We start from the raw sequence: 24,869 nt of genomic DNA, 5'->3' as shown, positions 1-24,869 counted from the left end.
TTCACCATAGTCTGTCCAAGGTCATGGGAAGCGTTAGCGGGCGACGTTTCTTTTATGGCCAAGGGAACAGGCCATGACGAAGCAATATCACACCCTAGAGGGCCTCAAGCGCGCTGCGGTGAAACGCAGAAAGGCGAAAGGCTGCACCCACCACGCGGCGCTCGAACTAGAGGCGCGCGACGCAGGTTTTAACGATTACCATGATGCTCGCCATGCCTTTGAGCGGAGAAAACCGGACTCGGCTATGTCCGGCCTCACAACCGGCCGTATTTTCCACCAAGGGAATTTAGAGATCCTAGAAATGGCGCCGAAACTTGCCGCGGCGTTAAAGCATCAGCGGGATCTGGATATTGCAGATGCCGGTCTGCATGCGCCGGAACCCGAAATCAATCACCGCGGGGTCGTCGTCTCAAGCCGCTACGGTTCAAGTCGTGAGCTCGCGACAATGAGCAGTATTCTCGATGCCCTACCCGACAGAGCTCGGGATCGTATCGAAAGTATCTGGTGCGACTCTGGGGCTGGCGCCTGTTATACTGTGGCAATCCGCCCAGACCAGTGGCTCGACTTTCTTCCAGACTTTATCCGTGAGACAACGATGTCGGTTGCTGGCGGGTTCAACTCGCTAACGGTCGAAGATCATTCACACCATGTCTATTTCGATCCCGATTGGGACGAGGACGAATATATTTCTGACTGACTAAGTAATTTGCCAGACAGGTAGAACTCAAGCCTAGACGTTGAAATTGTCGGTTCGTCCGATTCACCACCATTAGCGAAATGGGTAACTTTAATCTCGATCGGCCGCGGTGACCGGGTTGAGTACGGTAGACAACCCAACTGTCAGCGAACCGCTCTGCAGGTGAACCGTCCCCTCCCCAAACACTGAAAAGCCCGGCCTCTCTCGCGAGAAGCCGGGCTCTTCGATTAACTCCCGAAGGAGAAGATGCTTACTTGTCGATCTGGCTGACGACGCCTGCACCGACGGTGCGGCCGCCTTCGCGGATCGTGAAGCGCTGGCCCACGTCCATGGCGATCGGTGCGATCAGCTTGATGCCGAGCGACACGTTGTCGCCTGGCATGACCATCTCGGTGCCCTCAGGCAGCTCGACGGTGCCGGTCACGTCCGTCGTACGGAAGTAGAACTGCGGGCGGTAGTTGGCGAAGAACGGCGTGTGACGGCCACCCTCTTCCTTCGACAGCACGTACACTTCCGAGTTGAAATCGGTGTGCGGCTTGATCGTGCCTGGCTTGCAGAGCACCTGGCCACGCTCGACTTCGTCACGTGCAACGCCGCGGATCAGCGCGCCGACGTTATCGCCAGCCTGGCCCTGGTCGAGTAGCTTGCGGAACATCTCGACGCCCGTGACCGTGGTCTTGCGGACGGTCGGGTGGATGCCGACGATCTCGACTTCCTCGCCAACCTTGACGATGCCGGTCTCGACGCGGCCGGTGACGACCGTACCACGACCCGAGATCGAGAAAACGTCCTCGATCGGCATCATGAACGGCTTGTCGAGCGGACGCTCTGGCTGCGGGATGTAGTCGTCGACGGCCTGCATCAGCTCGGTGACGGCGTCGGCGCCGAGCTTCTGGTTCGAACCCGACAGGGCGCAGGTAGCCGAACCCTTGATGACGGGGATGTCGTCGCCCGGGAAGTCGTACGAGCTGAGCAGCTCGCGGATTTCCATCTCGACCAGCTCGAGGATTTCCTCGTCGTCGACCAGATCGACCTTGTTCATGAACACGACCATTGCGGGCACGCCGACCTGGCGTGCGAGCAGGATGTGCTCACGGGTCTGTGGCATCGGGCCATCGGTCGCCGAAACGACGAGGATCGCGCCGTCCATCTGGGCTGCGCCGGTGATCATGTTCTTCACATAATCGGCGTGGCCCGGGCAATCGACGTGCGCGTAGTGACGGTTGGCCGTCTCGTACTCGACGTGTGCGGTCGAGATCGTGATACCGCGCTCGCGCTCCTCGGGAGCCTTGTCGATGTTGGCGAAGTCGACGGCGGTACCGCCGGTCGTCTCTGCCAGAACCTTCGTGATCGCAGCGGTGAGCGACGTCTTGCCATGATCGACGTGACCGATGGTGCCGATGTTGAGATGCGGCTTGTTCCGCTCAAATTTTGCCTTGGCCATTGTTTCCTACCTTCTGATTCGTATTCCGGTGCCACCCCGGGAACCGCGCGAACGCGGCCCAATAGCGGCTGTTAAAGCGTTGCGCCAGCCCCTGCTTGGGGAGAGGCCGACGCGGAAGTGAATTCCGCGTCGTCGAACTTCGGTCGCTGACCGAAGCCGGCCGGCCTTTCGGCGTCTCCGAGCCAGGAAAACCTGGCTCGGTGCGCCTCGGGCTTACGCCAGCTTAGCCTTCACCTCGTCAGCGACGTTCTGCGGCACTTCGTCATAGTGCGAGAACTGCATCGAGTACTGCGCGCGGCCCTGCGTGAACGAACGGAGCGAGTTCACGTAGCCGAACATGTTCGCCAGCGGGACCATCGCCTCGACCGTCTGCGCGTTGCCGCGGCTGTCGGTGCCCTGGATCTGGCCACGACGGCTGTTCATGTCGCCGATGACGTCGCCCAAGTAATCTTCCGGGGTGACGACCTCGACCTTCATGACCGGCTCGAGCAGCGTGATGCCCGACTTCTGTGCGACTTCGCGCATCGCGCCACGTGCACAGATTTCGAACGCCAGTGCCGACGAGTCGACGTCGTGATACGCGCCGTCATACAACACGATCTCGAAATCGATGATCGGGAAACCGACCAGCGAACCCGACGCAGCGGTTTCGCGGAAGCCCTTCTCGATCGCAGGCAGATATTCCTTCGGAATGTTGCCGCCCTTGATCTCGTCCTTGAACGTGATGCCCGAACCGCGCTCGCCCGGCGTGACCTTGACCTTCACGCGACCGAACTGGCCGGTACCACCCGACTGCTTCTTGTGCGTGTAGTCGACGTCGACCGGCTTCTTCAGATACTCGCGATATGCGACCTGAGGAGCGCCGACGTTCGCCTCGACCTTGAACTCACGCTTCATGCGATCGACCAGGATCTCGAGATGAAGCTCGCCCATGCCCTTGATGATGGTCTGGCCCGACTCCGGGTCCGACGACACGCGGAACGAAGGATCTTCACGTGCGAGACGATTGAGCGCGACGCCCATCTTCTCCTGGTCGGCCTTGGTCTTCGGCTCCACCGAAAGCTCGATCACGGGCTCGGGGAATTCCATCCGCTCGAGAATGATCGGTGCGTTCATTGCGCAGAGCGTGTCACCGGTCGTGGTATCCTTGAGACCCGCGAGAGCGACGATGTCGCCAGCGAAAGCCTCCTGGATGTCCTCACGGCTGTTCGCATGCATCAGCAGCATGCGGCCGACCTTTTCCTTCTTGTCCTTGACCGAGTTGGTGACCTGGGATGCGGTCTCCAGCTTGCCCGAGTAGATACGGGCGAAGGTCAGCGTACCGACGAACGGATCGTTCATGATCTTGAACGCCAGTGCCGAGAACGGAACGTCGTCCGACGAAGGACGCTCGTCAGGCGTTACGCCGTCGAGCTTCAGACCCTGGATCGCGGGAACGTCGAGCGGCGAGGGCAGATAGTCGACGACGGCGTCGAGCAGGGGCTGAACGCCCTTGTTCTTGAACGCCGAACCGCAAACGACGGGGACGAACGCCATGCTCAGCGTACCCTTGCGGATCAGCTTCTTGAGGTCGGCGACGCTCGGCTCGTTACCTTCGAGATAGGCCTCCATGAGGGCATCGTCCTGCTCGACGGCCATCTCGATCAGCTCGCTGCGATACTTCGCGGCCTTCTCGACCAGATCCTCGGGGATCTCGGCATATTCGAACTTCGCACCCAGGCTCTCTTCGAGCCAGATGATCGCACGGTTCTCGACGAGATCGACGAGGCCCTTGAAGCCGCCTTCCATGCCGATCGGAAGATACAGCACGGCCGGACGCGCACCGAGACGATCGATGATCGAGTTCACGCAGAAGTAGAAATCGGCGCCGGTGCGGTCGAGCTTGTTGACGAAGCACATGCGCGGCACGCCGTACTTGTCGGCCTGACGCCACACGGTCTCGGACTGCGGCTCGACGCCGGCAACGCCGTCGAAGCATGCAACCGCGCCATCGAGCACACGGAGCGAACGCTCGACTTCGATCGTGAAGTCGACGTGGCCAGGCGTATCGATGATGTTGATAAGGTGCTCTTCGCCCTTACCTTCTTCGGCGCGCCACTTGCAGGTGGTCGCAGCCGACGTGATCGTGATCCCGCGCTCCTGCTCCTGCTCCATCCAATCCATCGTCGCGGTGCCTTCGTGCACTTCGCCGATCTTGTAGGACTTGCCGGTGTAATAGAGGATACGCTCGGTCGTCGTCGTCTTACCGGCGTCGATGTGCGCCATGATGCCGATGTTGCGGTAACGGTCGAGCGGATGGCTGCGGGCCATGATCGTGCTTCCTTAAGGATATGGGGAGCCGAACGTGCCGGCTCCCCAATATATAGGTGTTTGCATGACAGGCGAAAGACCGCCCGTCACACGGATAGCAATGCTAGGCTTCAAAGCCCGCTGTTACCAGCGGCACGAAGCCCGCTGTTACCAGCGGTAGTGCGAGAATGCACGGTTGGCTTCGGCCATCCGGTGCGTATCTTCACGCTTCTTGACCGCGTTGCCACGGTTGTTGGCGGCATCCATCAGCTCACCCGACAGCCGTGCGGCCATCGTGTTCTCGCTGCGCGAACGCGCCGCACCGATCAACCAGCGAATCGCCAGCGCCTGTGCACGCTCGGGACGAACCTCGACCGGCACCTGGTACGTTGCACCACCGACGCGGCGCGAACGGACTTCGATGCCCGGCTTCACGTTGTTCAGCGCATCGTGGAAAACGCCGATTGGGTCACGCTTGGCGCGCTGCTCGACGGTTTCGAATGCACCGTACACGATCAGCTCTGCGACGGACTTCTTGCCGTCCAGCATGACGCTGTTCATGAACTTCGACAGAACCTCATCCCCGAACTTGGGATCAGGCAGGATGACCCGCTTTTCGGGACGACGACGACGTGCCATTTTGTATTCCTTCTAAACTTCAGCCTTAGTGATCAGATGACTGATCGGCTTACTTCGGACGCTTGGCGCCGTACTTGGAACGCGACTGACGCCGGTCCTTCACACCCTGTGTATCGAGCACGCCGCGCAGGACGTGATAGCGAACACCGGGAAGATCGCGGACACGACCGCCACGGATCAGGACAACCGAATGCTCCTGAAGATTGTGGCCCTCGCCCGGGATGTAGCTGATGACTTCGCGCTGGTTGGTCAGGCGAACCTTGGCCACCTTGCGCAGAGCCGAGTTCGGCTTCTTCGGGGTCGTCGTGTAGACGCGCGTGCAAACGCCACGCTTCTGCGGATTTGCTTCCATCGCAGGGACCTTCGACTTGGCCTTCTGCGGATCGCGGCCCTTGCGGACCAGCTGGTTGATCGTCGGCATTGAAGCCTTCACCTTTCAAGTGGTTACTTTGCTGGAGCCATGAGGCGCCTGAGAATACAAAAAGGACCATAGGAACGCGGGAGCGCCCCTCAGGTCCTGGAATGCATCCAGCAATGTTCAAGCATGCCCGGCGGGAAACACTCCCGAAGAACAGGCCGCGCCTATAGGTCAGGACGGGGGTGAGGTCAACGGGGCGGAATCGGTTTGGGTGGGGGTAGGTTATTGGTTTCTTGGGGGTGGATGCATCCGCGACGAGTGACCACCCATAGCTGGTGACCACCCCTCCTGATCCTCCCCCGCCAGGAGGAGGTGGCACCGAGGGTGACGGAGGGGGAGGAACACGCAACATACGTTGTCGCCCCCTCCCCCTCCGTCTGGCAAGGGCCAGCCACCTCCCCCCTGCCGGGGGAGGATCAAGAGGTTCCGGCTACCGCGAACGCGTCCCAAGCACCGCCAGCAGCACCTTCTCGAATCGCGCGGGGTCCTCGACCTGCGGCGAGTGACCCAGCCCCTCCAGCATAACCAGGTTCGCATTCGGCATCTGCTTCACCGCGCGCGGCGCGACCATTGGCACCGGTTCGAGGAACTTGCGCAAGTTCGCGGGGGCCTGCGCCCGGCCGAACGCGGTCTTGTCCAGCGTGCCGATGATCAAGGTGGTCGAAGGTGTGATCCGGTACAGCTCATGCGCGATAGGTTGCGTCTTGATCATCTCGCTCGTCTTGGCCTGCGCGAGCGCCACGATATCGCGCCCTGCCCCCTGATACATGCCCGCCTGCATCCAGACCCAGCGATCATAGGACGGCTTCCACACACCGTGATAATAGTTCTCGAGCTGATACGCCTTGATTGACGCATAGCTCGTCTTCTTCTCATTCGCCCACAGCGTATCGACATCGGTATAGGGCACGCCCTCCTCGCCGCGATCCTTGAGGCCGAGCGGATTGACGAGCACCAGCTTCTCGACCGACGCCGGGTAGAGAATGGCGTATCGCATCGCGAGCATGCCGCCCATCGAATGCCCGACGAACGTGGCCCTCGTGATGCCGCGCGATTCGAGCAGCCGCTTGGTGAAGGTCGCCAGCATCTCGAAACTATACTGTGCCGCGCGGGGCTTGGACGATTTGCAGAAGCCGATCTGGTCGGGGACGATCACGCGGTAGCCGACCTCGCTCAGCGCCCGCGCAGTGCTGCCCCAGGTCGCACCGCAGAAGTTCTTGCCATGGAGCAGCACGACCGTGCGACCATTGGGGCGCTGCGGCGCGATATCCATGAACGCCATCTGCGCAGGACTGCCGACGATATCGACTTCCATCGCCTGGACCGGCCACGGATAGGTGAAGCGTTCGAGCTGAGGCCCCAGGTCCGGCACCCGCGGAACTGGCCCCGCCCCCATGAGCAACGCCGCGACCGGCAGCGCCAGCATCATCAATCCCGCCTTCATAGTAATACGCTTCCCACATCCAACGAGACGGCTTTAAGGTTAACGGGCAAATCACACATCGCGCAACGCATCATCCTTACGATGATCGCTGGGAATGCTTGAAGGACGAATTGCACGCGAGACGCTTGCCCTTCCCGAAAACGCTGGGTAAGGGGCGCGTCCGTGTAGGAGTGTAGCTCAGTTGGTTAGAGCGTCGGTCTCCAAAACCGAAGGCCCTCGGTTCGAATCCGAGCACTCCTGCCACCCCCTTTAAATTCCCTGCAAAAATCGCGGCGATTTCACTCGCCGCTTTAGTGCGTCCATCACGATTGCAGAAATTGCATTCCATAATGCAATTTTCGCAATTGATCTATGATGTGCTGCGATGCACAACGATCGGGCCTTTCAGGCATCCTCTCCTAAAAACTTTTATGGCCGGTCTTGTACCGGCCTTTTTTTTCGCCTGCGTTCGGCGTACACCTCGGTTGCCGTCGTCAAGCCGAACGATAAATAGAAACCGTGGGAGCGGAGCCGCCGGTCAAACCGGCACCGGCAAGACGATCGTGCGGGGGATCGAGTGACCCAAGCGCTCTCCCCCGCCACTTCTCCCCGCCACCGCCGTGCTGCTTTCCTCATGGCGCCCGCCCCTCTCCTGCCGCGCACTTGCTTTCACCACGGGCGGAAGCTATCTGCCGCGCTTCCGACAGCGAGGACGGACCTGCCGCCGCGGCCCTTCACAGGGAGCGGCTAGTGGGTCTATGCCTCGCATCTCAGTTTCTCAATCAGCGGGTTCGAAGAACATCGTGGCGAAGACGTCCCCCCTCGAATTCATCCAGCAGGTCCGCAACGAGACCGCGAAGGTCACGTGGCCGACGCGTCGCGAGACGGTCATGACCGGCGTGATGGTGGTGATCATGACGACGATCCTCGCGCTGTTCTTCCTGGGCGTCGACTCGATCCTGCAAGCGATCGTCTCCGCCCTCCTCAAACTCGCTCAGTAAGCAAGGTTCCGTCATGGCGCGCTGGTACATCATTCACGCCTATTCGGGCTTCGAGGGCAAGGTCCGCGACTCGATCATGGCCGAGGCAACCCGGATGGGTCTCGAACAGCTCGTCGAGCAGATCGAAGTCCCGACCGAAACCACCACCGAAGCCCGTCGCGGCAAGAAGATCGCGGTCGAACGCAAGTTCATGCCTGGCTACGTGCTCGCCAAGCTGAACATGAACGACGACGTGTATCACCTCGTGAAGAACACGCCGAAGGTGACGGGCTTCCTCGGCAGCATGGGCAAGCCGCAGGCGATCAGCGAGGCGGAAGCCACGCGGATGCTGAACAGCAAGGAAGAAGCCGCCGCTGCGCCCAAGCAGAAGGTCAAGGTCGACTACGAGATCGGCGATCAGGTCAAGGTCCTCGACGGCCCCTTCGCGACCTTCAACGGGCTTGTGGAAGAACTCGACTTCGACCGCAGCCGCGTCAAGGTTTCGGTGTCGATCTTCGGGCGCGCTACGCCTGTCGAGCTCGAATTCGAGCAGGTCGAGCGTAGTAAGTAAGCCGCAGAGCGGCGCTTACGGCCGCACGTGATTAGCTAACGGCTAATCACGAGACGGTCTCGACCGGCCGGCGGGCCAACGGCCCGGCCGACGACGCGGGATTTACTCCCGCGTCGCGCCTTTGAGAACGCAAACCGCTCCTCACACCCCGCTCCGTTATCCTGACGAAAGTCAGGATCCAGAGTTAAGGAACGCTACGCTGCTTGGCTCTGGATCCTGACTTTCGTCAGGATGACGGAAAGCGGCGGACGCATCATCCAGACGAATGCCGTCAGGCATGGCAACGCCTAGCCTAAAGGCACACACACCTCAAAACCGCACGCTATCCGCCACCACCCGAGCTGCCGCAACGCTACGGTCGTAGTAATACAAGCTCGGCGCCTCGTACGTCACCAGATACAGCTTGCCGCCAATTACCGCACCGCGTGCTTCGCCACGCCGTTGCAGCGTCTCGTTCTGCTTCGAGAAGGTGTAGGTGAAACGCACGCCCTTGTTGCCGGCGAACTGGATCGGCGCGATCGTGTCGATCGCCATCGACGATGCGTCGCGCGCGATCCGATAGCTGTTTTCGAGCAGCACCGGGATATCGGTGATCAGCATCGTCGCCGAGACCTTCGGCAACGGCTTGTTCTTCTTGTCGACCTCGCGGAACAGCGGCCTGCCGGACTCAATGCCGCCATAGAAGCTGAGATCGTTCAGTTCGTCACCGTCCTGCGTCCAGGTTTCGGCGTTGCGACCGGGGCGCTCCGAGAGCTTGTTCCACTCCGCGCCCGGCTGCACGGTCATCGCCGACTTGGCGACCGCGATGCGCTGGCCGGCCGGGATGAGCTTGTTGCCGGCCGCGACGGGGGCTGCGCACGCGAGCGTTGCGACCGCGGCGAGCAGGGCGAGTTTCTTGGACATGGTCGTCCTCCTTACGAGATCAGCGTGGCGATGAGCGCGGCGTCGGTCGCGGCCGGCTTGAGGCGGAGATACGTCGCGAGCGCGGCCTGGCCTTCGGCAACCTGCTGGCTACGCAGCAACGCCAGCCCGAGGCCGCGATACGCCTCGGGTGGCGCGTCACCCTTGCCGATCGCCTCCTGGTAGAATTGCGCGGCGCTGACGAGATCGCGCGGATTGCCGCGCTCGCGATACAGATCGCCGCGGGCGCACAGCAGCGGCGTCGTCCAGCCGCTGCCTTCCGCCAGATTGGCAAGCAGATACTCGCTGCCGCCGAAATCGTTGAGCTTGATCTGGTCGTTGAGGAAGACCGGCAGCCACTTCGCCATCGCGGCCTGGTGCGTGTCGACGACCGCGGGCTTGACGTCGGCAGCTTCGATCGACGCGGCGCGCAGATAGGTAGCGCGTGCGAGGTTGGTGGGGTGCGAGGCGAAGAAGCCGGCGACGTATTTGTGCTGCGCCCTGCCCTTGCGGCCTATTGCGGTGGCATCCGCCTCGCCCATGAGATGGTCCCAGACGTCCGCCGACGCTGACGATGGATAGCGCGAACGCGTGAGATACTGGAAGCCCATCATGTCGGCTTCACGCTCTTGCGCGCGATCGAATGCGTAGAACCCGCCGATAGTATTATAGCGAATGTCACCGCTATTGCGGACGAGGATCGATGCCCACGCCATAAGATCCGACCCGCCGCGCCGGTTTTTAAAGTCCATAAGCGAGTGCCGCAGTTCGAAATGACCGAACTCATGGCCAAGAATGGAGCCTAGTTCGGCTTCATTCCGAACGCGAAGCAATAGCCCCGACCAGACAGTCAACGTTCCGTTCGGGCTCATCGTCGCGTTGAATGCCGGGATTTCGTCAATGTAGATCCGCACAGACTTGCAGCGATCATCGCCAACAGTGCGGCAAAGTACGCCACGAACATACGCGTTGAGGGCGGTATCCCTTATAACCGACCGGGACTCGCGAAGACGCCGTTCGTCTTCATCGGCCTCCATCCATATCCCGCGCTCGTCGACCGTCGTCGGGGTATAGGCTTGCATGTAGGTTGGTAGCGGCGGTCGCTTGTCGGCGGCGAGCGCAGACGTACCGATCGCGCTGGCGAGCAAAAGCCCGACCATTGGAATCCGCATGTCAGTGCGCCGAAGCGATGGCGGGCGCGGCGGCGATCGGAGCCTCGACCGGCTTCCCCGGGAACCCCTCCAGCAACTGCCTCACGCGCTTGTCGGCGCCCTCCGCGTCGCGGACATCCCCGCCCATCTGCATGTCGGCGTTCAGCCAGACCAGTTCTCCGGTGCGAAGATCGACAAGCCCGGCAAAGCCCTTGTGGACGCCCGCGGTGATCGGAACGCGTGCCATCGCCGCAAAGACTTGCAGCACCTTCCGCCCGGTCGAACCGAAATGATCCTCGGTGGTAATAAACAGCGCGTAGTCAGCCGCCTCAAGACCGGGAAGAGTCCGAACGTCGGGGCCGAGCCCCCATTCGAACTGGTCCTTGCGCTTCTTGGTCGGCAGGCGGTTGCCCTTGAAGAACTGATACTCGATCACCGACGACGCGACCGCGCCGAACAGTTCCTGATACTCCGCGACCTTCGCCGAACCCGCACCGACCGGCTCGACATACCCGACGACACTGTTGCCGAGGCCGGTCTGCGCCTTGGCGAGCGCGGTGGCGATGTTCTCCTTCGCCTGATCGGTCCAGTCGGCATTCGGCTCGTACATCCCGCCCGTCGACTGCGCGCCGACCCGGATCGACGGCCGCATGAGGACGATCCGCGCGGTGCCGGGCGCAAGGACAAAACCAGGTTTTAGTCCCGTCTTCTCCTGCGCATACGCAGGCGCGATCGCCGAAACCGCCAGCATCAGCGCGACCAGCGTCGCACGGCACAAAGTGATCATATCCACCCCTGTTATCGGATGCCCCCATCCGATTCCCGGTGATACTAGAGTTGGAAGCGTCAATCGGCAGAGAATTATTCGGTTCAAAATGAGTGCTTTCAAGTCCCCGCCCCGTCGCGCTCATCTCATCCGCATGATCTGCACGTCACACCCGTCCCGGCCATTCAATAAGGTCTTGGCCGATATGATCGCTGGGTAGAAAGCGATGCACCGAACATGACCGGCGTTGCTTCAATCCTTTTACTTGCGCCGCAATATCATTCGGCAACGAAAATATATTTCAGTCGCGATATGTCGGACGGGTCACCCCAGCTGTCATAGATTTGTTCATTATCATTGAGTTGGCTCGCGTCCTCGTTATTGAGCCCAACCATATAATCCGCGTTAAGACTCGATTAACCATCATCAATCATATAGCGCTAACACTTGTAGGACAGTCCACGTATAAGACGTTGCATAGTTGCCAGTACGCTTTCGCATATGACGACCGGCGTATTCGACAAACTCTATGTACCCCATGACCAGCTTGACTTGCATGCAACCGTATTCAGCGATCCGCCTACAGGAAATGACTGATGCCCTTGACGAACACGGCCCTGAAAACATCGTCCTTGCGTGGCGATCACTTACGCTCGGCCAGTGCGGGGAGTCGTCTTTCCCCGGATTTACCCGGGGCCGGTCATCGCATCTTGTTTCTCGATCTTGAAAATGCGGCTCACAACGGCGTTCATCGTGAACTCGAAGAGATGGGCCACAAAACCGCGTGGATCGGCATGGCCAGCGAAGAACGTGCCGGGCTGGCGTTTCAACCGGATCTGATCGTGATGAACCCGGATGCCTCGATCGGCAATCGTCACGCGTTCATCGCCTTATTGGACAAAGAACAGTTTTCCGGGACGCTGACGCTGTTACGGCCAAGCGTGCATTTCCCCGACGCTATCGCCCTCGCAGAACAGTCCGGCATCGGTCATGTCGACTGGCTCGACACGCCCTATTCCGCGCAGGACATCGTCGACCGCCTGGCCCATATCGTCCGGCAACCGCATGACGGCGACACCGGCGACCGTCATTTCCTGTCGTGGTTGATCCAGCAGGGCCGGTTGCTGCCCAACCTCACGCATGAATTTCATGAGAAGCGCAGCCTGCACGACGACGGCATCGCCGGCTACGAAACACTTACGCGGTTGCGCAATCGGCCGTCGCTCAACCCCGAGCACATCTTCGCACCGTCGACGATCCTCTCGCTGGAGGTCGCCGCGACGTCGCTTGCGGTGGAAGCGGCTGCCCGCCTGCTCGCGGCGCTGGAGGCCGAGGGCAGGCCTGTGCCTATCGCGGTGAACTGCAGCGCCGCCGTGCTCGCGCATCCGGATTTCCTCGCCGCGATGCCGATCCTGCTGCGACGCCACAACGTCGCCCCCGGCATGCTCGGGATCGAACTCACCGAGATCAGTTATTCAGGACTCGACGGCCGCCTGCTGGAAAATATGCGCGAGCTTGGAACGCTGGGCGTACCCATCTCGCTCGACGATTTCGGCAAGGGCGCGACCAACTTCGATCGCATTTCGGACCTGCCGGTCTCCGAGGTCAAGATCGACCGGAAGATCTTCCAGAAGTGCCGCAAGGGCGAGTTCCCGCCTTCGCTGCTGAAGGAAATCATTGATTATTGCCGAAGCCGGTCGATCGGAACCGTGATCGAGGGCATCGAGACCGCAGACGATCTCGTCTTGGCGAAATCCCTCGGTGCCGATTGTGGGCAAGGCTTTTACTGGGGAAAACCCGTGCCGATTGAATCGATCGTACCCCATCATGGTGCCTGACAACCGGTTCGGTCGCTTTATCGGCCGGACGCTCGACGAAGCGGAGCCCGTCGCTGCAAATCCGGTCGAAGGCGAGCGGCCGTCGATGCGGCTCGAACTCCGCGAGGTCGAGGGGCTCGACCTTTCGCCACCGCTCGTACTCGCGGGGTCCTGGGCATGGCTGCTGTTCCATGAGGCTGGTGGACTGATCAGCTATTCCGACGGCTACGCAACGCGGTCGGCTTGCCATGCCGCGGCCAAGCAGATCGCCTGGCCGGTCGACGTCTTCGAATAAACCGCGGTGGATCGCGCAGGCCTCCCAGGCCTCCAAGCCACGACGCGAACGCCGGTTGCCGCGCCCCGCGTTTTCGGCTATGCGCGCCGGCTTCCACCTTCATTGATGGAATTTGCGGGAGGCTGTCGCGAGACGGCCGCCATCACCGCTAGGCTCACATAAAGAGAGTGACATGGCTAAAAAGATTACCGGATACATCAAGCTGCAGGTCCCTGCAGGCGAGGCAAAGCCCGCGCCGCCGATCGGGCCTGCACTGGGTCAGCGCGGCGTGAACATCATGGAGTTCTGCAAGGCGTTCAATGCCGGCACGAGCGAATTGAAGAAGGGCATGCCGATCCCGACCGTCATCACGGTCTATGCGGATCGCTCGTTCTCGTTCGAGACCAAGACCCCGCCAGCATCGTACCTGATCAAGGAGGCCGCTGGTCTCAAGTCGGGTTCGAAGGAGCCGGGCAAAGTCGTCGCCGGCACGATCAAGCGCAGCCAGCTGAGCGAGATCGCCACGACGAAGATGAAGGACCTCAACGCCAACGATATCGACGCTGCGACGAAGATCATCGAAGGCAGCGCCCGCGCAATGGGCCTCGAAGTGGTGGAGGGCTGATATCATGGCTAAGCTGAGCAAGAAGCAGAAGGCCGTCACGGTCGACCTCGTCAAGCTGCACGGCATCGACGAGGCCATCGGTCTCGCACGGTCGGGCGCCACGTCGAAGTTCGACGAGACGATCGAAGTCGCGCTGAACCTGGGCGTCGATCCGCGTCACGCAGACCAGATGGTTCGCGGCGTCGTCACGCTGCCCAAGGGCACCGGCAAGACCGTCCGCGTCGGCGTGTTCGCCCGCGGCGCGAAGGCTGAGGAAGCCCTCGCAGCAGGCGCAGACGTCGTCGGCGCCGAGGACCTGATGGAAATCATCCAGGGTGGCACGATCGATTTCGATCGCTGCATCGCGACCCCGGACATGATGGGCATCGTCGGTCGCCTCGGTAAGGTGCTGGGTCCCAAGGGCCTGATGCCGAACCCGAAGCTCGGCACGGTGACGATGAACGTCGCAGCCGCGGTTCAGGCAGCCAAGGGCGGCCAGATCGAATACCGCGTCGAAAAGGCCGGCATCATCCACTCGGGCATCGGCAAGGCGTCGTTCCCGGCGGAAGACCTGCGCGCGAACTTCGACGCACTGGTCGACGCGGTGGTCAAGGCCAAGCCGACCGGCGCCAAGGGCAAGTACGTCCAGAAGGTCGCGATCTCGTCGACCATGGGTGCAGGCATCAAGGTCGACACGACCGAGGTTGCTGGCGCGTGAGCCGCACGTGGCTAGCGCAAGCTAGCCACGAGACGGCGAAAGCGCGGCCGGCGCGGGCAACCACGACCGACGAGGACGGGATTTACTCCCGTCCTGCCGCTAAAAGTTAAGAAAGGCCGGGAGCGATCCCGGCCCTTTTTGCGTGCGGGCCATACCGGTCGTTCGGCTAAGATCGCCCTACCCCACTCCGTCATCCTGACGAAAGTCAGGATCCAGGGTTACAAACGTCGCCCCTCTCGGCTCTGGATCCTGACTTTCTTCAGGATGACGGAGGTCGTGTGAAAATACGTGAACCGCGCGCCATTATGGTCCACGTCATGACGCATGATCGGAGCCTCCTGCCACTGTGGCGCAGTAACGCTGTCCGCCGACCTACCGCCTGAATGGGTAGCCGACTGCAACTGCTCGATCTGTCGCAGCTACGGAGCACTGTGGGCCTACTACCGGGCAAGTGACGTGCGCATCGCGGCATCCGTTCCGATCGACGTCTACAGTTGGGGTGCCAAGACATTGCGCTTCCATCGGTGCAGCGAATGCGGATGCGTGACGCACTGGACGAAGGTCGACCCCGCGATCGACCGGATCGGCATCAATGCCCGCCTGATGCCGCCCGACATCCTGGCGGCGGCCCGCATACGCAGGCTCGACGGCGCGGATACCGGGCTTTACCTCGACGTCTGCCCCTCTCCGCGATTGACTCCACCGCAATTTCCGCTAAGGCGCGGCTTCGTTCGGCGGGCTTGCTCGTCGAACTCCGTCCGAGACAGTGGGTGCAGCGGGTTTGCCGATGCTTAATCTCCCACCTAGACGGGGAATGAGATTTTGTCGGCCCATCTGCGCGCCGCCCCTCTCCCATGCCCCATCGACGAGACACCCCGGAAGCGCGGGTTTGTCTGCGCCTCCGGTTAGTAACCGGGTCCACTGCGCAAACGGTGAACTCGTAAAACGTGGAGAATGGCATGGATCGTGATCAAAAGACCGCGGCCGTAGCCGAGCTGAACCGCACCTTTTCCGAGGTCGGCGTCGTCGTTGTCACGCGCAACCTCGGCCTGACCGTCGCACAGTCCACTGTGCTGCGGAACAAGATGCGCGACGCCGGCGCGACCTACAAGGTCTCGAAGAACAAGCTTGCCAAGATCGCAATGGACGGCACCGACTACAGCTCGCTGGGCGACATGCTCACGGGTCCGGTCGGTCTGGCCAGCTCCATCGATCCCGTCGCGGCCGCCAAGGTGGTCGTGGAATTCGCGAAGACGAACGACAAGTTCGAAATCGTGGGTGGGGCGATGGGCGCGACGACCCTCGACGTCGACGGTGTGAAGGCGCTCGCAACGCTGCCCTCGCTGGACGAACTGCGTGCCAAGATCGTTGGCCTCATCGTGGCACCTGCCACGAAGCTGGCAACGATCACGCAGGCTCCGGCAGCGCAGCTCGCGCGCGTGCTTTCCGCCTACGCGGAGAAGGAAGCCGCCTGATCTTGCAGGCCTTTCGTTACCTTTTTGAACTGATGGGGCATGAGCCCCGAGATGGAGATTTATCATGGCAGACCTGAACGCGCTCGTTGAGAGCCTGAGCGAACTGACCGTTCTCGAAGCAGCTGAGCTTTCGAAGCTGCTCGAAGAGAAGTGGGGCGTTTCGGCCGCAGCAGCGGTCGCAGCACCGGCAGCAGGCGGCGGCGCCGCTGCTCCTGCAGCAGAAGAGCAGACCGAATTCGACGTCATCCTGACCGGCGACGGTGGCAAGAAGATCAATGTCATCAAGGAAGTCCGTGCGATCACCGCGCTCGGCCTGACCGAAGCCAAGACGCTGGTCGAGTCGGCTCCCAAGGCCGTCAAGGAAGGCGTGTCGAAGGACGAGGCAGCCAAGATCAAGGCTCAGCTCGAAGCCGCTGGCGCGACCGTCGAGGTCAAGTAAGCCGCAGCGGGAGAGACGCTTCAGCCACGCTGAAGCGCACTCCCCGCAAGGCCGGCCGGCGGCATTTATGCCGACCGACGAAGCAGGGGCTTTGCCCCTGCTGGCCGCAGCTAAGAAAAAAGGGCGGCCCCAGCGATGGGGTCGCCCTTTTTTTGTTGTGCTGGAATATCGCGTTGCTCATTCCAGCAGAGCTCGCTTCACGCCGGTTCCGATGCGCATCCAAGGTTCCGCAACCAGTCGCGCGCGTAGTGATGGGCGTCGGACCAAAGCAGTCAGCCTTCTGCGGCATAGCTGCGCTGTCCAGCCTCCGCCGCAACTGCGGCATTGTTCTCCCGCGAAGGCGGGAGCCCAGTCTGGGTCCCCGCCTTCGCGGGGAAACAAGTTTTACGTGTACGCCCGGTGTTACCGCTCGAAGCAAGGACATGACCGGGTGTCGAAGGTCAGCACGCCGCGCGAGCCCCTCACCTACCGATCGAACGTCACCGCATGCGGCCGCGCGGCAACCGTCGTGTACATCCGTGCAGGCGCATCGAGCCAGAACGGCGCCAGCTTCGCTGAGTCGACGCGCTCAATGCCAACCACCCACGCCCGCGTCGCCTGCGCCTCGTCGCCAGCCGTCACGTACAGGATGTTGGTCGCGACGACGGGCACGAACATCGGCCGGTTAGCCGCGGTCATCGTCCGGATCGCCTCGCGGGCAACCGCCGTGACGGTGCGGATGGTTCGCGTTTCGCCCGGCGCCAGCGCGAACGGCGGGGCGACGGGCCGCACGACGGGCGCCGCATTGAACTGCGCAAGGTCCTGATCCTGATCGGCGTGTGCGGTGAGCAACGCGACGCCGGTGCGGATCGCTTCGGCCGATGCGGTGCCCGTGTTGGTTACGACGAGTTCGCACTCGACGGTTGCGCTGAGCAGGTTGAGACCGGCGCGCAACGGGCGCAGTTCGCAGGTCAGCCGGGCACGCGCGGCGACTGGCGGCGTGGGCGGCACCTTGCCCCTCGGTTCAAGGAATTTGGGTGCGGCCATTGGCACGGCAGCCACGGGTGCAATCGCAGATGCGGTAGCAGCGGTGACGGCCGCCGGGGTTTCGGCCGGTTCGGAGACGACCGGCCTGGAGGCGACTGGCTGAGGGGCAATAGGCTGGGCGACGACCGGCTTCACCGCAACGGGCGGCGGAGTCGGCTCGACATAGGCTTCGGGTTCGGCACTCTCGTACCGGTGGCTGCGCGGCTTGCGGCGGAGCGCCCACAGCGCGCCGAGCACCACGACAATCGCCGTCAGCGAAAGCCACAGCGGCATCGTGCTGCCCTCTTCCGGCGTCGAGAGCGTGGATTCCGGGGTTGGGGATGGCGTCGTTGCCGGCACCGACGCGGGGGGCTGCGGCGCGGAGGATTGCGGCGCCACCTCGGTGGTCGGGGTCTGCGATGGCGACGATTGAAGAGCGGGGTCGGGCGTGGGCGTGGCGACGGGCGCCGGTTCGGCCGATGTCGGCGGACGCGTTGGCTCGTCGTCCGAAGCGCGTGGTCGGGTCGTTTGTTCCGGCGTCGTCCGGGTGGTTGCTCGTTCGCGCGTGGGCGCTTCGGTCGTCGGGCGCTCGGCGCCTGCACGTTGCGTGGTCGCACGATCCGTGGCGGGCTTTGCCGCAGCGCTCGATCGCGGGGTGCGACGTGGAGCGGGCGTGGTGTTCGGCAGGACGATCGTCGGCGCGGCGGGCACCGGAATCGCGGTGGCGTCGGGGTTCGCCTGCGTGCCGGGGGTCTGAAGGCGCTCCAGGCCACGCACGGGTGCGGCCGGCTCGGTTTGCGCGGCCGCCGGAGTCGCGGTGGCGGCCAGGACGGTCATGGTGGCGAGCAGGGCGGCCAGCGCCCCGCGATCGGTCGTCATCGTCGAAATCCCCTGCGCGCGGTCGTCGCGGCGTTGTGGGCGGGGGAGGCTGAACGTGACCCGACGGCAACCCGTGATGCGACGAGTTGCTTCTGGGTAGCGGTGAAACGTTAGTGGCGTGTGAGCGGCTGGGCGTCGGTTGACTGCCCCCCCCCCTTGCCAGCGGCGGGCGTAGCCGCAGGTGTCCGAGGCCGAGAACACAGATCAGGGTGCTTCCCTTACCTCCCCCTCCGTCTGGCAAGGGCCAGCCACCTCCCCCTTGCGGGGGAGGATCAAGACGCCTCGTTTATTTCGGCGATACGACCACTGCGCCGCCCTTCATCACGAAGGCGGGGTGTTCCAACTGGCGGACGTCGGCGAGCGGATCGCCGTCGACCGCGACGAAATCGCCGAACCGGCCTGGCTGGATCGCACCGACGTCCGCGGTTCTCGCTAGAGCGATCGCGGCGCTGGAGGTGGCGGCCTGGATCGCCTCCAGCGGCGTCATGCCCCATTCGACCATCTTGGCGAACTGGAGCGCGTTGTTGCCGTTGGGGTAGACGCCGCCGTCGGTGCCGAACAGCATCTTCACCCCGGCGGCGTGCGCGGCGCGGAAGGTCTGGCGCTGCTTGAGGCCGACCTGACGTTCCTTTTCGAGGCTCTCGGGAAAAACCCCGTTCTTGGCGCCCTCGGCAAGGATATAGTCGTCGTCGTAGATATCCATGTCGAACCACGCCCCGCTCGCCTTGGCCAGCTTGAACGATTCCGCGTCGGCGAGGCTGGCGTGTTCGATCGTGTCGACGCCCGCGCGCAATGCGTCGTTGATCCCTTCCGCGCCGTGCGCGTGGACCGCGACCTTCATGCCGAGCATATGCGCTTCCTCGACGATCGCCTTGATCTCGGCGAGGCTGATCTGTTGCGCGCCGACGGCGTCGGTCTTCGAGAGGACGCCGCCCGTCATGCAGACCTTCACCACCTCGGCACCGTATTTGCGGATCGTCCGCACCGCGCCGCGAAACTCGTCGGGGGTGTTGGCGATCTGCGGGTGCGGCACCTGGATCGAAGGCGGGAATTCGGTCGCGTCGCAGTGGCCGCCGGTCGCGCCAAGCGCGTAGGTGGCGGGGACGATGCGCGGACCGGGCACATAGCCGCGCTCGATCCCCTGCTTCAGCGCGACGTCGTCGTAATTGGCCGAGCCGACGTTACGGACGGTGGTGAAGCCTGCGTCGAGCGTCTTCCGTGCATTGGCGACGCCGACGACGGTCCAGAAATTGTCGGTAAACTCAAGCTGCCGATAGCCGCTGAGCGTCGGGTCACTGGTCAGATGGACGTGCATGTCGATCAAGCCGGGGAGCAACGTGCGCTCGCCCAGATCCACGCGTTCGGCGCCGGCGGGCACCGCGTCGCCCTTGCGCCCAACCGCGGTGATGCGGCCATCGACGATCGTCACCTGCGGGTTGTCGACGCGCTTGCCGGCAAGGACATCGATCATGTGCGCTGCGGTGACGACGACCGTTTTGGCATCGGCATTGGCGGCGGTCGTCGCGAGTAGCGTCGCGATGAGAATGCGCGCGATCATGTAGGTCCCCTTCCCCGTGTTACGCGCTGTGTGCGGTACCGCGGGCGATCGGGCAAGTGCCGCGTCTTGCCCTATTATCGACACCGGTACAGGCCATCTGTGATGCTTCCGACGACGAGATCGCCCGTGATGATGCTTCGATTTCTTCCGTTCTGCGCGCTGGCTGCTGCGCTGGTGCCCTTGGCTGCGCGCGCCGATCCGGCACCGTTCGACCTGACCGGGCCCAGCCTGCGCGTCGGCGTGACGCATGGGACGACGACGTTGCCGATCGCGCAGGTGCCGAGACTCGCGACCGGCGACCGCGTGTCGATCGCGGCGGACCTGGCCGTTGGCAAGAAGGACGATGGCGCGCGCTATCTGCTGGTCGCGGCGTTCCTGCGCGGGGCGACCGAGCCGCCTCCGAAGTCGTGGTTCTTCAAGGCGGAGACGTGGAAGGCGAAGAAGAACGCGCTGGCGTTGACGGTACCGGAGGGCGCGCGGCAACTGGTGGTGTTCCTGGTGCCGGAGAGCGGCGGGTTCGATGCTGTCGTGTCGGCGGTGCGCAAGCAGCCGGGGGCGTTCGTGCGCGCGGTGCAGGATCTCGACCAAGCGTCGCTGGATCGGGCGCGACTCGATGCGTTTCTCGATGGGATCCATGCGCTGGAGCGGACGCGGCCGGAGCGGATCGAGGCGGTCTCGCCGTTGTTGTCGCGCAGCCTGGCGATCAAGCTGAAGGCGGAATGCCTCGATCTCGCGGCGGACCTGCAAGCCTCCTGCCTGACGCAGAGCCGCGATTCGCTGGTGCTGGCGGATGGGCAGAGTTCGACGCTGGCGGATACTCTGGTGGGTGCGCCGACCGATCTGGCGCTGCAGCTGAGCGCGACGCCGGAGGGCGGGCTTGGCTATTACAGCCCGTATATCGGCGTGGTGCGCGATCTGGCGAAGATCTTCGGCGCGTTCCAGACGACGCAGTTCCGCTATATTCCGGCACTGGCGAGGGCGCATGACGATCGGCTGGCGCTGCTGCTGAACGCGGCGCCGTCGTTCGCCAGCCCGAAGTCGGTCATGGTCGTGGCAATGCCGGTGATCGAGACGGGTGCGCCGCAGACGCCCACGATGCGGCGCGCGGAGTCGGACCGGCTGGTCTGTGCGGCCAAGCCCGATCTGGTGCTGCCGGTCGAGGGGGCACCGCTGATCTATGCGACCAAGTTCGCGCACGACATGAGCTTGCGGGTGACGACTCCGCAGGGGGGCGTGGTGGAGTTGCCCGTTCAGGCCGATGCCGAGCGCGGGGGTTATGTGCTGGATCAGGTCGGGATGCAGACTGCAGGCTTGAGCAGCGTGACCGATGCGACGTTGCACGGCCGCTGGGGCTTCACGCCGTTCGATGGACCGCGGTTTCGGTTGCAGGTGCCGCGTGCGGGCGGGTGGACGATGGTCGATACCGATCCTGAGAACTTGGTGGTTGGGCGCGACAATTCGGTGGCGCTCGCCGGGCCGACGCCGAGCTGCGTCGAGGCGGTGACGCTAGTTGGAGCCTCGGGCGAGGTGCCGCTGGCTTGGACGACGACTGGCGACCGGATCGGACTGACGCTGCCACTCGCGAAGACCGCGCCGGGGAAACTGACGCTGCTGGTCAAGCAATACGGGGTCGAGGCGCCGGACAAGATCGCGCTGACCGCGCTCGCCGAGGCGGGGCGGATCGATGGCCTGACGCTGTATGCCGGCGATGCGTCGGGGACGCTGAGTGGGACACGGCTCGATCTGGTGGCATCGATGACGATCGACGGGGCCGCGTTCAAGCCGGGCGACGTCGTGCGGGCGGACAAGGCGGATCGGCTGGCGCTGGTGGCGGGTACGGTGCCGACGTTCGCGGCGGGCCAGGCGAAGACGGCGCTCGTGACGCTGACCGATGGACGGAAGCGGTCGGTAAAGTTCACCGTCGCGGCGGCGCGGCCCAAGGCGACGCTGATCGCGAAAAGCGTGGTCGTGCCACCCTCCCCTGGCCTGCCGGTGGTGCTGGCCGGCGATACGGCGATCGCGCAGGATGCCCGCCTGACCTTCTCGTTGCGTGCCGAGGGAACGCGATTTTCTGCGGGCGACAGTGTCGAGATCGCGACGGCGGATGGCGCGATGACGACCAATGTCACGTCGGGGCGCGGGCTGACGGTGCAGGACGACCGGATCGCTGTAGTGTCGATGGAGCCGGGTAAGGCGCTCGGGGTTTCCGCGCATGGGCCGCTCAAATGGCGACTGGTGCAAGGCGGCGTTGCGGGGGATTGGGTGCCGCTCACGACGCTGGTGCGGACGCCGACGTTGGCTGGGGTCGTGTGCAAGGAGACCTGTACGCTGACCGGGACCGACCTGTTCCTGATCGAGTCGATTGCGGCGAATGCTGGGTTTGCCGACGCGGTTCGCGTGCCGGACGGGTTCACCGGGGCTTCGCTCGCGGTGCCGAAGCCGGTCGGCGGGACGCTGTTCCTGCGGGTGCGGGACGATCCGGGCGTGACGGCGTCGATCGCAGTCGGTTCGTAGCGTTCGCCATTTCACACGCGACCTAATCGTGATCATCACTGGCCCGTTTGCGGTGGCGGCGGGCGGGCGATTGTCGCTATGGGGCGCGGATGACCGCATCGGATCTCCAGAGCCTGTTCGTCACCAACCTCGTCCGGTACAATAGCGGCGACCGGCGGCGGTGGCGGCTGATCGTCGGCGACGTGAAGGTCTACAGCCTCGCGACGCACGCGCATTGCAACTGGGCAGTGACGCCGTCGGGCAGCGCGAGCGAGGTCGACGCGGTCGAGCGGCTGGCGGACCGGCTGCGCGAGGATCATCCGATTATCACCGCCGGCTGACGGCTTTTTATCTACGCAGGAGCATCACATGGCGAAGCAATATTGGGCGCAGATCATCGAACTCGATGAGGAAATGACCGCCGCGACGATTCCGGGCGCGACCGACCACGAGGATGCGGCGGATTCGCTCGTGGCGGATTTCGTCGGCGCGATGGGCGGCGAGATCACCTCGGGCGCAGTTCGCGTCTGGGTGCAGGGCGGGGTCGAGAAGGTCTATGACTGGAAGGCGGACTTCACGATGCCCGACATGGAAGAGATGGGCGACGAGGACGAGATGGAGGTCGAGGGCGAGATCGAGCTGACCGAGCGGGTTTGACCCTGCTCCCCTCCCTGAAAGGGAGGGGTTGGGGGGGGGCGGCCTGTTGGCGGACGTCGTCCGTCCCGAGCGGCCGACCCACCCCCCTGCCCCTCCCTTTCAGGGAGGGGTGAAAGTCAGGGCACCGTCTTCCCCGCGGGCGCGAGTTCGTGCCAGCTGTGGTCATCGTGCGCCAGTAGTGCATCCGCCGCGGCCGGGCCGAGCGTACCCGCCTCGTACGGCTCGGGCATCCCGGCATCATGCGCCCAAAGGTCGAGGAAGGGTTGCACCGCGGCCCAGCCCGCCTCGATCGCATCTGCCCGTTGGAACAGCGTCTGGTCGCCGACGAACAGGTCGTAGATCAGCGACTCGTACCCGGTCAGGTGGCCGATATCGAATTCGTCGGCATAGCGGAAATCGAGCGCGATCGGCGCAGTCGCGACTTCGAGACCGGGACGCTTGATGTTGATGTCCATGCTCAGCCCCTCGTCGGGCTGGATCTGGATGATCAGGCGGTTGGGCGGCAGCATGTCGGCGGCAGCACCGGGGAACGACGCGAACGGGACCGGCTTGAAGGTGATCGCGATCTCGGTGTCGCGACACGTCATCGCCTTGCCGGTGCGCAGGTAGAACGGCACGCCCGCCCAGCGCCATGTGTCGACCATCAGCTTCAGCGCGACATAGGTCTCGGTCCGGCTGTCCGGCGCCACGTCGGGCGCGGCGGTGTAGGCGGGGACATCCACCCCCTTCACCTTACCCGCGGTATATTGCCCGCGGACGCCGTTGCGCTTCGCCTTGCCGGGCGAATAGACGCGAACGGCCTTGAGCACCTTGCCCTTTTCGTTGCGAATCGCCTCGGCATCAAAGCTCGCGGGCGGCTCCATCGCGACCATCGCGAGCAGTTGGAACAGGTGGTTGGGGACCATGTCGCGCAGCGCGCCGGTGCCGTCGTAGAACTTGCCGCGGGTGCCGACGTCGACCGTCTCGGCGGCGGTGATCTGGACGTGCGCGATGCAGTCCGAATTCCAGACGCGCTCGATCATCATGTTCGCGAACCGCGCGGTCATGATGTTCTGGACGGTTTCCTTGCCGAGGAAATGGTCGATCCGGTAGACCTGCGCCTCCCCGACCTTGGACAGGATACGCGCGTTGAGCGCCTGTGCGGACGCCAGGTCATGCCCGAACGGCTTCTCGATCGCGATCCGGCGGAACGCGTGCGGCGCTTCCGCCATCAGGCCGTGCTCGGCGAGCTTGTCGACGATGTCGCCGAAAAACTTGGCCGGCACCGCGAAGTAGAACGCGACGTTACCCTTCACGCGTCCCTTCAGTTGTTCGTAAACTTCGTCTTTCGTGAAATCGCCCTGGAGATAGCCGACGCGGTCCTTGAGCCGTGCCCAGGCGTCGCCTTTCTCGCCTGCCCCCTCGCCGCCCTTCGCGTCGAAAGTGCCGAGCACCTCACGCAGCGACTGGTCGTTGCCTTCGTCGATGCCCACGCCGAGCACGTGGAAATCGTTACCGACCAGCCCGAGCCGGGTCATGTTGATCAGTGCCGGCATCAGCAGGCGGCGGGTCAGGTCACCAAATGCGCCGAAGATCACAAGCGTCGTCGGCGGTGCGGGCTTTACGGACTTGCTCACGAATTCGCCTCGGACATGCATCGACCCTTTCTACGGTGGTTCTCTGAAACAGCGTA

At 63.4% G+C, this 24,869-nt stretch carries 24 protein-coding genes and 1 tRNA gene; 14 read left to right on the top strand and 11 right to left on the bottom strand.

The features are described 5' to 3' along the window. The first annotated feature begins 73 nt into the window (after positions 1-73). Positions 74-697: a hypothetical protein gene (locus tag C8J25_RS02500; RefSeq protein ID WP_107952102.1), complete on the top strand. Its 624-nt coding sequence runs from the start codon at positions 74-76 to the stop codon at positions 695-697. A 250-nt stretch (positions 698-947) separates the two neighbouring features. Here the strand turns inward: C8J25_RS02500 and tuf are convergent, their stop codons facing one another. The 5 genes from tuf to C8J25_RS02475 all read right to left on the bottom strand — a co-directional run bounded on the left by tuf (position 948) and on the right by C8J25_RS02475 (position 6,916). Continuing rightward, entirely contained in the window at positions 948-2,141 is a 1,194-nt protein-coding gene (gene tuf / locus C8J25_RS02495; RefSeq protein WP_031393767.1) for an elongation factor Tu, read from the bottom strand. Positions 2,142-2,354: 213 nt separating this feature from the next. After that, a complete protein-coding gene (fusA, locus tag C8J25_RS02490) occupies positions 2,355-4,451 on the bottom strand; it encodes an elongation factor G (RefSeq protein ID WP_056047600.1) in 2,097 nt (698 codons plus the stop codon). A 147-nt stretch (positions 4,452-4,598) separates the two neighbouring features. Then, on the bottom strand, positions 4,599-5,069 hold the full coding sequence (gene rpsG / locus C8J25_RS02485; protein WP_055872660.1) for a 30S ribosomal protein S7: 471 nt from the start codon (positions 5,067-5,069) through the stop codon (positions 4,599-4,601). Between the two features lie 49 nt (positions 5,070-5,118). After that, positions 5,119-5,490 carry a 30S ribosomal protein S12 gene (gene rpsL / locus C8J25_RS02480; RefSeq protein ID WP_010164594.1) on the bottom strand — a complete coding sequence of 124 codons (372 nt, stop codon included), beginning with the start codon at positions 5,488-5,490 and terminating at the stop codon, positions 5,119-5,121. Between the two features lie 427 nt (positions 5,491-5,917). Next, entirely contained in the window at positions 5,918-6,916 is a 999-nt protein-coding gene (locus tag C8J25_RS02475) for an alpha/beta fold hydrolase (protein ID WP_244186684.1), read from the bottom strand. A 181-nt stretch (positions 6,917-7,097) separates the two neighbouring features. Here C8J25_RS02475 and C8J25_RS02470 point away from each other — a divergent pair. The 3 genes from C8J25_RS02470 to nusG all read left to right on the top strand — a co-directional run bounded on the left by C8J25_RS02470 (position 7,098) and on the right by nusG (position 8,461). Further along, a tRNA-Trp gene (locus C8J25_RS02470) sits at positions 7,098-7,174 on the top strand. A gap of 539 nt (positions 7,175-7,713) precedes the next feature. Further along, entirely contained in the window at positions 7,714-7,911 is a 198-nt protein-coding gene (gene secE / locus C8J25_RS02465) for a preprotein translocase subunit SecE (protein WP_056047594.1), read from the top strand. Positions 7,912-7,924: 13 nt separating this feature from the next. After that, complete coding sequence (gene nusG / locus C8J25_RS02460) at positions 7,925-8,461, top strand: transcription termination/antitermination protein NusG (RefSeq protein ID WP_055872668.1); 537 nt, start codon at positions 7,925-7,927, stop codon at positions 8,459-8,461. 309 nt (positions 8,462-8,770) lie between these two features. Here nusG and C8J25_RS02455 read toward each other — a convergent pair whose 3' ends face one another. Genes C8J25_RS02455 through C8J25_RS02445 form a run of 3 tightly spaced genes read right to left on the bottom strand, consistent with a single transcriptional unit; the run spans position 8,771 to position 11,299 of the window. Next, the gene (locus tag C8J25_RS02455) at positions 8,771-9,364 is read right to left on the bottom strand and encodes a hypothetical protein (protein ID WP_107952100.1); all 594 of its coding nucleotides are present in this window, start codon (positions 9,362-9,364) and stop codon (positions 8,771-8,773) included. Positions 9,365-9,375: 11 nt separating this feature from the next. Continuing rightward, on the bottom strand, positions 9,376-10,533 hold the full coding sequence (locus tag C8J25_RS02450) for a M48 family metallopeptidase (RefSeq protein ID WP_107952099.1): 1,158 nt from the start codon (positions 10,531-10,533) through the stop codon (positions 9,376-9,378). A 1-nt stretch (position 10,534) separates the two neighbouring features. Next, on the bottom strand, positions 10,535-11,299 hold the full coding sequence (locus C8J25_RS02445; protein WP_244186683.1) for a hypothetical protein: 765 nt from the start codon (positions 11,297-11,299) through the stop codon (positions 10,535-10,537). Between the two features lie 575 nt (positions 11,300-11,874). Here C8J25_RS02445 and C8J25_RS02440 point away from each other — a divergent pair. From C8J25_RS02440 to rplL, 7 genes are all read left to right on the top strand, one after another. Then, positions 11,875-13,116 carry an EAL domain-containing protein gene (locus tag C8J25_RS02440; protein WP_107952098.1) on the top strand — a complete coding sequence of 414 codons (1,242 nt, stop codon included), beginning with the start codon at positions 11,875-11,877 and terminating at the stop codon, positions 13,114-13,116. Then, the gene (locus tag C8J25_RS02435) at positions 13,106-13,390 is read left to right on the top strand and encodes a hypothetical protein (RefSeq protein WP_107952097.1); all 285 of its coding nucleotides are present in this window, start codon (positions 13,106-13,108) and stop codon (positions 13,388-13,390) included. The genes C8J25_RS02440 and C8J25_RS02435 overlap by 11 nt, the downstream gene beginning before the upstream one ends. Positions 13,391-13,562: 172 nt before the next feature. Beyond that, on the top strand, positions 13,563-13,994 hold the full coding sequence (rplK, locus tag C8J25_RS02430; RefSeq protein WP_056047586.1) for a 50S ribosomal protein L11: 432 nt from the start codon (positions 13,563-13,565) through the stop codon (positions 13,992-13,994). Positions 13,995-13,998: 4 nt separating this feature from the next. Further along, positions 13,999-14,691 (top strand): 50S ribosomal protein L1, encoded by a 693-nt coding sequence (rplA, locus tag C8J25_RS02425; RefSeq protein WP_056047582.1) that lies wholly within the window; start codon positions 13,999-14,001, stop codon positions 14,689-14,691. A gap of 324 nt (positions 14,692-15,015) precedes the next feature. Next, positions 15,016-15,486, top strand: coding sequence for a GFA family protein (locus C8J25_RS20595; RefSeq protein WP_167397641.1), 471 nt, complete (start codon positions 15,016-15,018; stop codon positions 15,484-15,486). 164 nt (positions 15,487-15,650) lie between these two features. Then, positions 15,651-16,166, top strand: coding sequence for a 50S ribosomal protein L10 (rplJ, locus tag C8J25_RS02420; protein WP_055879768.1), 516 nt, complete (start codon positions 15,651-15,653; stop codon positions 16,164-16,166). Positions 16,167-16,230: 64 nt separating this feature from the next. Next, complete coding sequence (rplL, locus tag C8J25_RS02415; protein ID WP_056047577.1) at positions 16,231-16,605, top strand: 50S ribosomal protein L7/L12; 375 nt, start codon at positions 16,231-16,233, stop codon at positions 16,603-16,605. A gap of 465 nt (positions 16,606-17,070) precedes the next feature. On the opposite strand, the gene C8J25_RS02410 is transcribed toward rplL, so the two are convergent. Further along, positions 17,071-18,489, bottom strand: coding sequence for a hypothetical protein (locus C8J25_RS02410; RefSeq protein ID WP_107952096.1), 1,419 nt, complete (start codon positions 18,487-18,489; stop codon positions 17,071-17,073). Between the two features lie 286 nt (positions 18,490-18,775). Beyond that, the gene (locus C8J25_RS02405; protein ID WP_107952095.1) at positions 18,776-20,047 is read right to left on the bottom strand and encodes a Xaa-Pro dipeptidase; all 1,272 of its coding nucleotides are present in this window, start codon (positions 20,045-20,047) and stop codon (positions 18,776-18,778) included. Positions 20,048-20,179: 132 nt separating this feature from the next. Here C8J25_RS02405 and C8J25_RS21255 point away from each other — a divergent pair, with 132 nt between their 5' ends. The 3 genes from C8J25_RS21255 (at position 20,180) to C8J25_RS02390 (ending at position 23,197) form a co-directional block, all read left to right on the top strand. Continuing rightward, positions 20,180-22,561, top strand: coding sequence for a hypothetical protein (locus tag C8J25_RS21255; protein ID WP_279628712.1), 2,382 nt, complete (start codon positions 20,180-20,182; stop codon positions 22,559-22,561). Between the two features lie 89 nt (positions 22,562-22,650). Further along, positions 22,651-22,881, top strand: a complete 231-nt coding sequence (locus tag C8J25_RS02395; RefSeq protein ID WP_056047557.1) for a hypothetical protein — start codon at positions 22,651-22,653, stop codon at positions 22,879-22,881. 28 nt (positions 22,882-22,909) lie between these two features. Next, on the top strand, positions 22,910-23,197 hold the full coding sequence (locus tag C8J25_RS02390; protein ID WP_107952094.1) for a hypothetical protein: 288 nt from the start codon (positions 22,910-22,912) through the stop codon (positions 23,195-23,197). A gap of 116 nt (positions 23,198-23,313) precedes the next feature. Here the strand turns inward: C8J25_RS02390 and zwf are convergent, their stop codons facing one another. Next, on the bottom strand, positions 23,314-24,813 hold the full coding sequence (gene zwf, locus C8J25_RS02385; protein ID WP_244186681.1) for a glucose-6-phosphate dehydrogenase: 1,500 nt from the start codon (positions 24,811-24,813) through the stop codon (positions 23,314-23,316). Positions 24,814-24,869: the final 56 nt, after the last annotated feature.

This window comes from Sphingomonas faeni (assembly GCF_003053745.1).
GTDB lineage: Bacteria > Pseudomonadota > Alphaproteobacteria > Sphingomonadales > Sphingomonadaceae > Sphingomonas > Sphingomonas faeni.
The sequence above is the reverse complement of the archived record's forward strand: the minus strand, read 5'-3'. Positions and strand labels throughout refer to the sequence as shown.

Excerpts from the sequence above, each read along its gene's own strand:
- C8J25_RS02455 (WP_107952100.1), bottom strand. The coding sequence starts at position 9,364 with ATGTCCAAGAAACTCGCCCTGCTCGCCGCGGTCGCAACGCTCGCGTGC.
- C8J25_RS21255 (WP_279628712.1), top strand. The coding sequence starts at position 20,180 with ATGCTTCGATTTCTTCCGTTCTGCGCGCTGGCTGCTGCGCTGGTGCCC.
- nusG (WP_055872668.1), top strand. The coding sequence starts at position 7,925 with ATGGCGCGCTGGTACATCATTCACGCCTATTCGGGCTTCGAGGGCAAG.
- C8J25_RS02410 (WP_107952096.1), bottom strand. The coding sequence starts at position 18,489 with ATGACGACCGATCGCGGGGCGCTGGCCGCCCTGCTCGCCACCATGACC.
- C8J25_RS02440 (WP_107952098.1), top strand. The coding sequence starts at position 11,875 with ATGCCCTTGACGAACACGGCCCTGAAAACATCGTCCTTGCGTGGCGAT.
- rpsG (WP_055872660.1), bottom strand. The coding sequence starts at position 5,069 with ATGGCACGTCGTCGTCGTCCCGAAAAGCGGGTCATCCTGCCTGATCCC.
- C8J25_RS02405 (WP_107952095.1), bottom strand. The coding sequence starts at position 20,047 with ATGATCGCGCGCATTCTCATCGCGACGCTACTCGCGACGACCGCCGCC.
- rplL (WP_056047577.1), top strand. The coding sequence starts at position 16,231 with ATGGCAGACCTGAACGCGCTCGTTGAGAGCCTGAGCGAACTGACCGTT.
- fusA (WP_056047600.1), bottom strand. The coding sequence starts at position 4,451 with ATGGCCCGCAGCCATCCGCTCGACCGTTACCGCAACATCGGCATCATG.
- C8J25_RS20595 (WP_167397641.1), top strand. The coding sequence starts at position 15,016 with ATGATCGGAGCCTCCTGCCACTGTGGCGCAGTAACGCTGTCCGCCGAC.
- C8J25_RS02390 (WP_107952094.1), top strand. The coding sequence starts at position 22,910 with ATGGCGAAGCAATATTGGGCGCAGATCATCGAACTCGATGAGGAAATG.
- rplK (WP_056047586.1), top strand. The coding sequence starts at position 13,563 with ATGGCTAAAAAGATTACCGGATACATCAAGCTGCAGGTCCCTGCAGGC.
- C8J25_RS02435 (WP_107952097.1), top strand. The coding sequence starts at position 13,106 with ATGGTGCCTGACAACCGGTTCGGTCGCTTTATCGGCCGGACGCTCGAC.
- rpsL (WP_010164594.1), bottom strand. The coding sequence starts at position 5,490 with ATGCCGACGATCAACCAGCTGGTCCGCAAGGGCCGCGATCCGCAGAAG.
- C8J25_RS02395 (WP_056047557.1), top strand. The coding sequence starts at position 22,651 with ATGACCGCATCGGATCTCCAGAGCCTGTTCGTCACCAACCTCGTCCGG.
- C8J25_RS02500 (WP_107952102.1), top strand. The coding sequence starts at position 74 with ATGACGAAGCAATATCACACCCTAGAGGGCCTCAAGCGCGCTGCGGTG.
- tuf (WP_031393767.1), bottom strand. The coding sequence starts at position 2,141 with ATGGCCAAGGCAAAATTTGAGCGGAACAAGCCGCATCTCAACATCGGC.
- C8J25_RS02475 (WP_244186684.1), bottom strand. The coding sequence starts at position 6,916 with ATGATGCTGGCGCTGCCGGTCGCGGCGTTGCTCATGGGGGCGGGGCCA.
- rplJ (WP_055879768.1), top strand. The coding sequence starts at position 15,651 with ATGGATCGTGATCAAAAGACCGCGGCCGTAGCCGAGCTGAACCGCACC.
- rplA (WP_056047582.1), top strand. The coding sequence starts at position 13,999 with ATGGCTAAGCTGAGCAAGAAGCAGAAGGCCGTCACGGTCGACCTCGTC.
- C8J25_RS02445 (WP_244186683.1), bottom strand. The coding sequence starts at position 11,299 with ATGATCACTTTGTGCCGTGCGACGCTGGTCGCGCTGATGCTGGCGGTT.
- C8J25_RS02450 (WP_107952099.1), bottom strand. The coding sequence starts at position 10,533 with ATGCGGATTCCAATGGTCGGGCTTTTGCTCGCCAGCGCGATCGGTACG.